Below are 11721 nucleotides of genomic sequence, written 5' to 3' on the forward strand. Positions count from 1 at the left end.
ATCGACACGACCGCACCGCTGAGGGAAGTGAACCCGCGGCTCCAGCCCAGAACCGCGTGCCTGCGCCTGAGTGCCGGGACCGGGGATTCACTCGGGAGATGCAGCGGACCATGACTGACTCCACCGGCGCAATCATGATGTCGCACGGGAGTATCAGCCGGTGACCTTTCCTGTGGCGACAAGTGCGAAGTCGGCGTCGGTCGCGGGGGTCTCCACGTGTCCGTCCGAGTTGACCTGGCTGGCGATGACCTCGATCGTCCAGCTGCCGGCGGCCGGGTTCTGGATGAACACGTTCTCGACGGTGTCGATCGTGTTCGCCGAGCCACCCGGAGTTGACCAGTTTCCTGCCGCGAGTCCGTTGTTTCCCCAGTACACGGTGCCGTCCGGAGCTGTGAGCTTCAGGGTCAGGTCGTTGACGCGAGCCTGGGCCGCCGACGGGGATCCCATCGGGTCGGTGTAGGCCATGGTCGCCTTCAGCGGCTCGCTGCCGTCGGTGGTCAGCGTGTACGTCGCGGCCTGGCCTGCCGTGAGTACGTCGGTCTCGTCGACCAGGATCGGCAGCTGCCAGTTGTTGGCCTCTGCCTGCTGGTACAGGTTGCCGGCGCTGGCCGAACCCCAGCCCTGCTTCATCCGTGCCAGGTCGTGGGAATCGCCCGTGAAGGCGTACTGGTCGGCCGAGTTGATCAGCAACGCCTTCGCGGTGGCGGCGTGCGGCCGGGACGCGAAGACGTCGCGGTCCAGACCGGGGCCGCCCTCGAAGACCCCGTCGGCCCACATCTGGAAGATGAGGCCCGCGTAGCCGCAGGTGATCGGGGTGGAGGCGCTGGTGCCGCTGAACGTGCCGGTGTACGCGGCGTCACCGCCGCTCGCGGTGGTGTGGACCGCGTCGTAGTAGTTCGACAGGTCCGGCTTGATCCGCCCGTCCGCGGCAGGGCCGATGCTCCCACCGCCGTTCCACGCGTCGTCGGCGCGGGAGACGGTGTCGTAGTGGTAGATGCCGCCGACGGACACCACGTTCTTCGCCCACGCCTGTGGCCGGGCGGAGCGGTTACCGGTGTTGCCCTGGGTCTGGCAGATCAGGATGTCGTGGTCGAAGACGATGTCGTCCATCGCCGCCGACGTCGAGTTGTAGCCGAAGGTCAGCGCGCTGCCCCAACTGTTGGACTGGAACACCGCCCGGTACGGGCCAGTCGGGTCGACGAGCTGCGCGGTGTGCGCCCACCGGTCGGACACCTGGTTGTTGGCGAAGATGGGCTGCGCCTGGGGAAGCAGACCGCGGGCATTGGCGTTGACTCCGGAGGAGAAGATCTGTCCGTACGTCGAGGTGCCGTGGCTCGTGCTGGTGGTGTTGGCGGTATGCATGATCGGCGGGAATGCCGCGAACTCTTGGTGCGTGGTGCGCAGCCCGGTGTCCATCACCTCGCCGCGTACGCCTTGGCCGAGATAGCCCCGGGCGGTCTCGATCGCGTTGGCGCCGCCCGCGACGCGGGCGTTGTTCATGTCCACTTCGGGTGCCGTCCAGACGTCGAGCGCGAGCACCGCGTCCAGGTGCGCCACGGCAAGCGCCTGCGCCGGCTCCAGGGTTGCCTCGATCAGTTGCCGGCTCGCCGACGCGACGTGCACCTTCCCGCCGATCGCCTTGATCCGCTTGACCACGGCCCGTTGGTCGGCGGCGCTGCGTTCCACGAGGGTGATGAGGTATCGGCGGCTGCTGGACGGGACGACCCCGCCTTCGATCTTGTCGCCGGCGTCGTACGGGCCGACCCATCGCACGAACGGGAGCGCAGCGACCTGCTCTCGGGTCGCGTGGTCCATGCGCACCACGTACGCGGCGTCCGGAATGTAGGCGCCGATCCGGGCGCCGAGGGCCGCCAGCGCGGCGCGGTGGCTGTCGCGCGGCGTGGTCGCGAACTGGACCAGGTACGCGCGGCCGACCTCCGACCGCAGGCGTCCCCGCGGCCGGGAGCGTTCCGCTTCCGGTGTGGTCGGATCGAAGGTGCGGGTGCGCAGCCGGATGAGCGTGGGCTGGTGGTCCTCGCTGGCGCTGGCGAGCCGGGTCGGTTCCGTGCGGCCCTGGTACGCCGGCATGGACAGGGCGGGGCTGGCGGCGGCGGCGAGGGCCAGGGCCAGGGCGAGGACGGTGTATGTCGCTGCGCGCGCGGAGTTACGCATGGGGCTCCTGGACGAAGATCCGCCGAAAAGCGCGGATGGGCGAAACCGGTCGAGGAACGCTAACCGGTAACAGTCAGACAGAAACCGCCTGAACGGGTGACGATGGATCAAAAGCACCCGCAGCGGGATCTATAGTCGCGGCGTGCAGATGCTGTGGACGCTTATGGGCGTCGCTTCGGCGGTCATGGTGACGGTGCTGCCCGGTGTGGCGGTGCCGGTGGAGAGTCACGCTTCGGGACGTGTCGAGCAACCACCGGGCACACTGTCGATCACTGTGCCGGCCGCGGTGAGTCTCGGCGGGGCCTCGCCCGGTTCATCGATCAGCCGACAGATGGGTGAGGTTCGGGTGTCGGATACGCGGGGGAGGCGGCCGGCGGTCTGGACGGCGACGGTGTCGGCGAGCGACTTCACGACGCCGGGCGGCGGCGCCGCTCGGCAGATCTCCAGGAGCCAGCTCTCGTACTGGTCGGGTCCGGCCACCAGCACCATGGGCCCCGGCACCCGCGTACCGGGCCAGGCCACGAGCGCGCAGGCGCAGAGCCTGAGCGTCCCGCGTACCGCGTTCACCAAGACGTCGGGCAACGGGAACAACACCACCGCCTGGCAGCCGACACTGATCCTCGCGGTGCCGGCGACCGCCGTGGGCGGCACCTACACCGGGACAGTCACCCACTCGGTGGCATGAAACACACTCGGTGCCGACATACCGTCATATACAGAGCTACGGTGATTCCGTGCCTAAAAGACCTTTGATTTCGTGTGTCATTGCCGTCGCCTTCGTCGGGGCGGCATCGCTGCCTGCGGTCGCCCAGCCGTCGGGGGACACGACCGTGACGTTCACCGTGGCAACGGCGAACCTCAAGATCGAGGTGCCCACCTCGCGCAATCTGGGGTCCGGGTTCCCGGGGCAGACGGTCAGCGGCCAGCTCGGCACCGTGACGGTGATCGACGAGCGGGCCGCGGCGGACGCCACGTGGACAGCGTCTGTGGTCTCGACGCAGTTCGACACCGGAACAGACCAGGAGACCGAGGTCATCCCGCCGAACCTGGTGAACTACTGGTCCGGACCGGCGACCGCCACCTCCGGCAACGGCACCTTCGTGCCCGGACAGCCCACTCGTGCCGACCGAGTCAGCCTGGAGCGGCCACGCACCGCGTTCTCCAAGACCTCGGGCAGCGGAAACAACAGCGCGAGCTGGAACCCCACCCTGGAGATCACCATCCCGCAGCACGCCGTCGGCGGTCTCTACAGCGGGACGGTGACCCATTCGGTGGCATGAGCCGGTGGGTGGCCTGCTCCTTGCGGTGTCACTGTTCCTGGGATCAGTCGCGCCCGTAGCCGCGGAGGCACCGCCGCGGGGGTCTGGCGACGTGAGCGTCGGAATCCGGCTCGTCGACGCGCCGGTCAGCCGCCGCGAAGACAGCCGTGCCCACCGATACATCATCGATCACATCAAACCAGCCCAGCAGATTCGCAGGCGCATCGCAGTCACCAACTACTCGGACACCCGTCACCGCGTACAGCTCTACCCCGCAGCCGCCGCGGTCCACAAGGACGGCTTCGCCTTCGCCCCCGGTCGTACCGGCAACGAGCTCACCAAGTGGGTGACGGTCGAGCCCAGTGCACTCGTCCTGGCACCCGACGAGACGGCGACAGTGTGGACTGAGGTCACCGTGGCGAACGATGCGACCGGCGGCGAACACTACGGTGTCATCTGGGCGGAGATCAGCCCCCATCACGACCGCTCGGAGCAGGTACGCAACGTGGCCCGCGCAGGGGTGCGCATCTATCTGTCCGTCGGGCCCGGCGGGGAACCGCGCTCGGACTTCCGCATCGAAGATCTCACCGGCATCCGCGCCGCGGACGGCGTACCGGTGGTCACGGCCCGAGTGAAGAACACCGGCGGGCGGGCCCTCGACCTTACGGGCAAGCTCACCCTGTCGGACGGGCCGGGCGGCGCGTTCGCAGGCCCGTTCAACGTCAAGGCAGGCACCATCGGCCCGGGTCGCTCGACGCTGGCGAAGACCACACTCGACCCGCGGCTGCCGGACGGTGTGTGGACCGCACGACTGACGCTCACCAGCGGACTCGTCAAACGAGAGACCAGCGGCCGCATCACCATTGGTCAGCGCGGCGGGAACACCTCGATGGCCATACTCACGGTCGGCGGCCTCTTTTCAGTTGCCGCAGCGCTGCTCGTCGCGTACGCATACCGCCGCCGCAACCGCTTCCGCTGACCGGGACAGGCCGGGATGCCGGGAGCGCGGCGTCAGGGGCATTCGCCTCGGCCATACGCTTCCGGAGGCGGACATGCGCCGCTTCATCGATGGTGAGGACTGGCTGACGGCCTTCAATTACCTGTCTGCGCACCCGAGCTCGAACGAGCCGCGCACACCCGGTCGGGCCACAGCTTGCGGCGGCGGTTGACGGTGAGCAGATCGCCGGCCAAGCGCGTCCGATGATGCACCCGCCTACGGCCCGGATGGGCTCAGCGGCATCACCCGCTCCAACCGCCGGATCCTGACCCCGAATGGCAGCAGGGGACTCGACAGAACACCCACGGCAACAAGAATGGGAGACCGCGGACGGACATGAGGGGGCGGCATGTCGGCGTATCTGTGGCGGGGAGGCGGCGGCCGCCGGCGGGGGTGGATCCGCTATCTGGCCGCAGTCGCGGCCGGTGCTCTGGCGCTGATGCTGGCGGCGGTCTGGACGTCCGGACCGCTGGCCACCGGTATCGGTGCGGCGGTGACGACGGTGTACGGGCTGGTGGCCGACCTGTTACGCCCACAGCGGGAACCGCAGGACAGCGGGGAACTGCTGCGAAGCCGTTCGGGGCGGATACCCCGGGTGCTGCATGTTGACCGTCCCGAGCTTGCCGGGGTGCACGCCGCCGAACCCGACCAGGTGACGGAAGGGGGCGGCCCGCCACCGTACATCGAGCGAGATGTCGAACCGGAACTGCGCCAAGCGGTCACGCAGGCACGGTTCGTCCTGGTCGTCGGGGAGTCCACGGCGGGTAAGACCCGTCTCGCCTACGAGGTCGTCCGGTCATGCTTCCCGAGGCACGCGTTCGTCCGGCCCATGACACGCGCCGCCCTCGCCGAGGCCTTCCGCGTGGCGCGGCGCAGGCGCAGGGCGGTGCTGTGGCTGGACGACCTCGAGGACTATCTGGGCGCCCAAGGCCTCACCGTGGCAGCGCTGGCCACGCTGCTCGACGCCCGGCCCGGGCGGGTCGTGGTGTTGGCGACGATGCGGTCGGAGGAACACCGCCGCTACGACGCGCGGGAGGAGAGTCGGCTGACCGGCTCCGACCGCGATGCCTGGCGTATGCAGCGCGAGGTGCTCAGTATGGCCGCCGTCATCCGGCTGGCCCGGCGATGGTCGGACGCCGAATGCCGACGGGCGGAGCCCTTCCGTCACGATCCGCGGATCAGGCAGGCGCTGAACGGACGCGAGCGCTTCGGCATCGCCGAGATCATCGCGGCCGGCCCCGAACTGCTGGCCTCCTGGCAGAACGCCTGGGCACCCGGGGCGAACCCTCGCGGTGCGGCGGTGGTCGCAGCCGCGGTCGACTGCCGCCGTGCGGGGCTGCGGTGTCCCGTGACCCGCGAATGGCTGCGCGATCTGCATCCGCCGTACCTGGATGGGCGCGGCGGCGGCGACCTGCAACCCGAGGACTTCGACGACGCCATGCGCTGGGCGTGCCAGGCCGCGTACGCCACCAGCGGACTGCTCATCGGCAACTACAGCCAGGGGTACCTTGCCTTCGACTACTTGCTCAACGCACCCGATCTCGCTCCGGTGCCCGACCATCTGTGGGACGCGCTCCTGGACCTGGTGGCTCCGACCGATGCCTACGACCTCGGTCTCGTCGCCCACCAGGAGGCACGACTCACCCGCGCCGTCACCGCGCTGGAGCGCGCCCGGGGGGCGGGCATCCCAGGGGCGGCGTTCTCACTGGCCATCGCCGTCGGGGACGCCGGGCAGCCGCGCCGGGCAGCCGGCGAGCTACGGGCCCTCGCCCAGGAGCGAGCCGCGGCCCTCGGCCCCGCACACCCGGACACCCTGGCCGCCCGACACCAGCTCGCCTTCTTCACCGGCGAGTCGGAAAACCTGCGCACAGCTACCACGCTGTTCAGGGAGCTGGTCGAAGACACAAGGCGCGAGCTGGGCCCCGAGCATCCCGACACGCTGGCGGCGCGCCACCAGCTTGCGTACTGCACCGGCGAGGGCGGTGACGCCGATACCGCGGTGCGACAACTGCGGGCGCTCCTCGACGACCGATTACGCCTGTTGGGAGCGGCGCATCCGCAGACGATCGCCACCCGCCGCAGTCTCATCTGGTTCACCGGCCTCCGCGGCGAAACCGACCGAGCCGACCGTGAGATGCGGGAACTGCTCTCGGACGCGCTGCGCAGCCTCGGGCCCCTCGACCCCCACACGCTGGCCATTCGGAGCAGCCTGGCGTCCTTCGCTGCCCTTGCAGGGCGGGCCGATGAGGCCCTCGCGGGCTTCGACGCTCTCGCTGCCGACCGTACGACGCTTCTCGGCGTGGACCATCCCCACGTCCTTCACACCCGACTCGACCAGGCCCGTGCGCTCGCGATGGTGGGGCGCCCGACCGAGGCCGCCGAGGCTCTGGTGCGGATCACTGCTGACGCTCGCCGCATCCTGGAGCCGGGCCACCGGCATCTGCGCGTCGCCGAACAGTTGCTGGGTGAACTGGGCGGAAGGTAAGAGCCGGTCGTTCTTCCCTGCCGTGCAAGGAGCGCGGCTGGGCAGTTTGAGGCGACCCCCGACAGCCGGGTCCTCAGCAAGGGCCGCATCCGGTAACGGCCGCCCTGTAGTCGATCTGAGGATCGATCGGTGATCGGGAGGGCTGCGACTCGGCACGCGACCACCCTTCAGCCGGGGTGCGCCGGCCACGCTCGCGTATCTGTCACCCGTCGCTCCTCGGCCTGTTCGGCGCCCCGGTCGTGGATGCAAACGGCCACAGATGGAAGCCGATCCAGTCATCCAGGGCCTGGCGCGGGCGTGGTCGCCGGACAGCAGCAGGATCCGTTCAGAGGGCGCCATGCACGCAAGCCGGTTCTCCTGGAGGCGCTGACGGCCGAGGTGCGGGCGCTGCGCGAGCGGGTTGCCGCGCTGTCGGAAACCGGGGTGGGCGCAATGCCCACCCCGGTCGGTTCACCCGAGGAACCCGACGTGCGGGGCTGAGGAACCCGCGCTGTGCGGGCCGACAAGCCGCGGTGCGCGGCTGACGGTCACCACATCCCGCCGCCGGGAACCGTGGCTCCCGCCAGCCGGATGACCGCAAGCAGGGTGTCAATGCCACCGAGCACGACGGCGACGAGTGCCGGGACGGGCTGAGCGCCGTTCCAGCGGCGGCCCATGCCGAGCCAGCCGCAGGCGATCGCGATCGGGCCGAGGATGATCCCCAGCACGAAGAATCCCGCGATCGCACAGATCAGCCCGATGATTCCGAGTGCCGCGCGATCCGGCCCGCTCCGTGACCACGTCCGGCCACGTGAACGGGGGCTCCTGCGCGTGGTGTGTCCAAAGCCCGCCATCATCACTCCCTGAGTCGTCGAATCGGGCTCCGACAGCGGGTACCCCCTCTCAGCGCTCCCAGACCTTGAACGCTCCGACCCGGTACGGGGGATTGGCGAACCCCGGGTACCGCCGCCCCGGGGATGTGTCGAACCGGCCCGTCTCGGCGCTCTCCGCCGACCGGTACGCAGCAACGGGCCGCCCGGTCCGGTTGGCGAACGTCTCTGCCGTGGTGCACCGGCTCCAAGCTGACGGGGGTATCCCTGCACGATGGCTATGCCGTCAAGCAGGATGGGCCACGTAAACACGCACGGAAGCCGAGCCGTTGAAGACCTCGTTCAGAGGCCTTGGCCTTCGGCCAGGGGCTTTGGCAGGGGCTTTGTTCAGGGGCTTTGGCCAGGGGCCGTTCGCGAGGTGCCGCTGGCCCGTGAGAGCGTCTCCCTGCCCCTTGGCTGCGTTCTGCGATGTCGTCGAGGTCTCACAGGGAGAACCGGCGCAGTTCGTCACCCTTGGCGCGTACTGCCGCAGGAGCCGGTTCGTGTTCTCGGAGAGCCCCTGTGCCCCAGCTGGCGAGCGGTATGTGGGTCGCGCGGCCGCGTCGGATTCCGGGACACCACCGCGCCGAGCACGTCGGTCACGACCAGCTCGACCTGGAGCGCCGAACAGCCCGGCCGTGCCCGGCATGTAGGCGGTCGTGAGGCCGCGATCGGGGCGCGCGGTGCGACCGATACCCAAATCGCATAAGCTCCACGGTAGTTGAGGAACTGCGAGGAGTGAGCATGCGCTCTGCCGTCATCGGCTCCACGGAAGGCCGGCCGATCTGATGTCCGCCCTCCCCGACCCCGGTGCCGATGACCTCGACCCCGCGTCCGCGCCCTTGGTGCCGACCGCGCGTGACACCGTCACTCCGCGATCGCGTGCGAACGCGCGTAACCGGGTGGTCCGTTTCGCGATGCCGTCGGTCATCGCGCTCGGTGGCGCCCTCGCCTCCTACGCCAGCGTCGGTGAGGGATTCGCCGGCAGCCCGTCCCTGTCCCAGGTGGTCGCGACAGGTTTGACGGCCTGCATCACCTATCTCGGTGCCGCCGCCGTGACCGACGGCGGCGCGGTGAGCCCCGGTCGGGCCGACGATCCGCACGGCGTCCAAGATGTTCCGCCGGAGCAGCGGACCGTAGCCCTCTGCTACCTGCCGGGAGAGCGGACCTGGGCGGACTGGACCGCGACGGTGCTGGTCCGCGCGGGATTCACCGTCCTGCGACGGGGCGGGCTGCCGCCGCAGGACGAAGGCATGGAGCAAGCCGCCCAGCAGCTCCTGGACGGCGCCGACAGCGCCCTGATCCTGCTCCCCGAGATCCCACCCCAGGATCTCCCCCGCTACGCCGACTGGCTGAACCAGCTGGTCGCCGCTCATGAGGAGGGCGAGCCGATCGGCTGGATCCGCTATGGCTCGCTCGATCTGTGGGACAACGGGCCGACGGGGGCTGTGAATCCGCTCGAGGCGCTGCCCCACGACGCCTGCCTGGACCTGTCGTCCGGGGAACCGGATGTGGTCGCGTCCACGCTGGTGACGCGACTTCACCGGTTGGGGCTGCGCCCCGGGGGCGCCGTGACGGATGTGGCACTCCTTGCCGCCGGGCTCAGCTATCCCGCATGGGGTGCGGCCATCACCAATTTCCCGCCGCGCAATCCGCACTTCACGGACCGTGACGCAGCCCTGGCCACGTTGGCGCGATGCCTGCTCTCGGACGACGGCGGGCCCCGTCCCGACGCCGGTGGTCTTGTGGGTCTGCCGGGCGTCGGCAAGACCCAGACGGCGTTGGAGTTCGGACATCGCTTCGCCAGCCACTACGACGTGGTGTGGTGGGTCAACGCCGAGCGTCAGGTGTCGCTGAGTGGCCAGCTCTCCGAACTCGCCCGGGCCCTCGGGGCGGAGGAGGTGCCCGACCTGACGGTGATGCTCACCCGCCTGTGGGCCGCTCTGCGCGGGCGTAGCCGTTGGCTCCTTGTCTACGACAATGTCGAGCAGCCCCCGGATGTCTCCACGATCTGGCCCCGGGCGTCGAACGGCGACGTACTGATCACCTCGCGCAACCCCAACTGGGGATCTCTGGGCGTGACCCGGGTGCCGCTCAAGACCTTCGATCTGGACGACGGAGAGGCCTTTCTCCTCAAACGCACTCGGGAGTCCGACCGCGACGCCGCGCGGGATGTCACCGCCCGGCTCGGCGGTCTTCCCTTCGCCCTGGAGTACGTCGGCGCCTATGTGGAGGAGCGCCGTGCGTCCCTGGCCGGCTACCGGGCCCTTCTGGGTGAGGGACCGCGCCACATGTCATCAACAGCCGACACGGATTGGTATGCCTCGGCCATGGCCACTTCCTGGAACGTCAGCTTCGACCAAGCCAACGACGAGGACCCGCATGTGCGGGCACTTCTCTCCGTCTTCTCCTTTCTGGCGCCGGACGGCATTCCCCGAGACATGGTTCCCGTTCACATCGGCGTCGTGGGTGGGGAACGAGGGGGGTTGCCCGCCACGCGCGCCGAGTACGACCGCGCGGTGGCTGTCCTGGTCAGGCTGTCGCTGGTCGACGCCACGGAGGACCGCATCACCATCCACCGCCTGGCCCAGGAGTATGTGCTCAGCCGGATGACCGGTCCCGAGGAGCAGCGCTGGGCGGTCTGTTCGGCGCTGATGCTGGTGAGCGCGGCGTTCCCCATGGAGCCCCTGAGTCCGGCGTCCTGGGTGACGTGCCGGCGCATCATGCCACACGTTCTGGAGCTCACCGAGTCCCGCGCGGCGCACTACCCGCTGCTGCGGGAGCGCTGCCCGGCCGTGCTGGGCTCCCTGCTGCTGCGTGCGGGACGCTATCTGCACCTGCGGGGCGAACACGGTCCGGCAAGGGGGCTGCTGGAACAAGCCCTCGATGTGGAGTCGTCGCGGGCGGAACCGGACCGGCTGGCGCGCGCCATGGTGCTCGCCGCGCTGGGCCGCGTCTACTACCACCAGGCAGAACTGGCGGATGCGCGCAGGGTTACCGAGCAGGCCATCGCGGTGGCGGTCGGCGAGCTGAGCGAGCAGGACCACTTCGTGGGCCGACTACGACTCCATCTGAGCCGCATTCTCCGGGAGTTGACCGCGTTCGAGGAGGCCGAGCAACTCGCGGGCGAGGTGCTGGAGCATTTGCGGCAGTCGGACGGCGAGCGGCATCCTCTCGTCGCGGAGGCGTGGGCGACGTACGGCGACGCCCTGTGGCGGCGCGGCCGTCTCCGGGAGGCCGCCGATGCCTACCGTGAGGCGCTCGAGGTTCGTTCGGCGCTGCCCGGCACGCCGGCCATCGACATGGCCACCTGCCACAAGCATCTCGGCATCATCAGCAGGGAACTGGACGATCTCGACGTGGCGGAGCAGGAACTGCGCACCGCGCGCACCCTGCTGATCGCCGACTACGGAGTCGACTACGGGGAGAACCACCGTGACGTGATCGACGTCGACGGTCATCTTGCCGAGGTCCTGCGTCGCTCGGGGCGCCTGGAGGAGGCCTACGGACTGCTGCGGCGGGTTGTCGCGGTGCGGGAGGAGGAATTCCAGGACCACCCGGATGTGGCGGGCAGTCTGACGAAGCTGGGTGCCCTACTGCGCGACCAGGGCCGCTACGAGGAGTCGGAGTCGGTGCTGAGCCGGGCCGTCGCCATGTTCGAGCGGTGCATGGGCAGCGAGCACCCGTATGTGGCCGATGCGGCGGTCGAGCGCTCCCTGACCCGGCGTGCCGCGGGAGACCCGCAGGGCGCCGTGGCGGACATCGACAGGGCGGTTTCCCTCTATGCGGCACGGTACGCAGCGGGGCACCCCGACCTCGAGCGGGCCGAACGGGTGCGGCAGGAGATCGCCCCGTAGCAGCGGGTCCATCACCGAAGTGTCGGCCACACCGTCATCGCTACTGATCATTTCGAGGCACCTTCCCGGAGGCCGGTCCGAGCGGTCAGCCGTCACTCACCGT

At 69.7% G+C, this 11721-nt stretch carries 8 protein-coding genes; 6 read left to right on the forward strand and 2 right to left on the reverse strand.

The genetic code is table 11. The annotated features are described in order from the left end of the window. Positions 1–153 precede the first annotated feature (153 nt). Positions 154–2172 carry a S8 family serine peptidase gene (locus tag J7E88_RS10750; RefSeq protein WP_215179586.1) on the reverse strand — a complete coding sequence of 673 codons (2019 nt, stop codon included), beginning with the start codon at positions 2170–2172 and terminating at the stop codon, positions 154–156. 142 nt (positions 2173–2314) lie between these two features. On the opposite strand from J7E88_RS10750, the gene J7E88_RS10755 reads away from it, so the two are divergent. From J7E88_RS10755 to J7E88_RS10775, 5 genes are all read left to right on the forward strand, one after another. After that, the gene (locus tag J7E88_RS10755) at positions 2315–2857 is read left to right on the forward strand and encodes a hypothetical protein (RefSeq protein ID WP_215179588.1); all 543 of its coding nucleotides are present in this window, start codon (positions 2315–2317) and stop codon (positions 2855–2857) included. Between the two features lie 145 nt (positions 2858–3002). Continuing rightward, complete coding sequence (locus J7E88_RS10760) at positions 3003–3452, forward strand: hypothetical protein (protein ID WP_215179590.1); 450 nt, start codon at positions 3003–3005, stop codon at positions 3450–3452. Positions 3453–3543: 91 nt separating this feature from the next. Then, positions 3544–4410 carry a peptidase gene (locus J7E88_RS10765; protein WP_215179592.1) on the forward strand — a complete coding sequence of 289 codons (867 nt, stop codon included), beginning with the start codon at positions 3544–3546 and terminating at the stop codon, positions 4408–4410. Positions 4411–4777: 367 nt separating this feature from the next. Beyond that, on the forward strand, positions 4778–6913 hold the full coding sequence (locus tag J7E88_RS10770) for a tetratricopeptide repeat protein (RefSeq protein WP_215179594.1): 2136 nt from the start codon (positions 4778–4780) through the stop codon (positions 6911–6913). A 297-nt stretch (positions 6914–7210) separates the two neighbouring features. Then, positions 7211–7393, forward strand: coding sequence for a hypothetical protein (locus J7E88_RS10775; RefSeq protein ID WP_215179596.1), 183 nt, complete (start codon positions 7211–7213; stop codon positions 7391–7393). 47 nt (positions 7394–7440) lie between these two features. On the opposite strand, the gene J7E88_RS10780 is transcribed toward J7E88_RS10775, so the two are convergent. Continuing rightward, positions 7441–7749, reverse strand: a complete 309-nt coding sequence (locus tag J7E88_RS10780) for a small hydrophobic protein (RefSeq protein ID WP_215179597.1) — start codon at positions 7747–7749, stop codon at positions 7441–7443. Between the two features lie 800 nt (positions 7750–8549). Between J7E88_RS10780 and fxsT the strand changes: the two genes are divergently transcribed. Then, positions 8550–11618: an FxSxx-COOH system tetratricopeptide repeat protein gene (fxsT, locus tag J7E88_RS10785; protein ID WP_215179599.1), complete on the forward strand. Its 3069-nt coding sequence runs from the start codon at positions 8550–8552 to the stop codon at positions 11616–11618. Positions 11619–11721: the final 103 nt, after the last annotated feature.

It is taken from the genome of Streptomyces sp. ISL-10 (genome assembly GCF_018614575.1).
Classification (GTDB): domain Bacteria; phylum Actinomycetota; class Actinomycetes; order Streptomycetales; family Streptomycetaceae; genus Streptomyces.

Bases quoted from the DNA above. Each gene is read 5' to 3' on its own strand.
- J7E88_RS10750 (WP_215179586.1), bottom strand. From the start codon at position 2,172: ATGCGTAACTCCGCGCGCGCAGCGACATACACCGTCCTCGCCCTGGCC.
- J7E88_RS10770 (WP_215179594.1), top strand. From the start codon at position 4,778: ATGTCGGCGTATCTGTGGCGGGGAGGCGGCGGCCGCCGGCGGGGGTGG.
- J7E88_RS10780 (WP_215179597.1), bottom strand. From the start codon at position 7,749: ATGATGGCGGGCTTTGGACACACCACGCGCAGGAGCCCCCGTTCACGT.
- fxsT (WP_215179599.1), top strand. From the start codon at position 8,550: ATGTCCGCCCTCCCCGACCCCGGTGCCGATGACCTCGACCCCGCGTCC.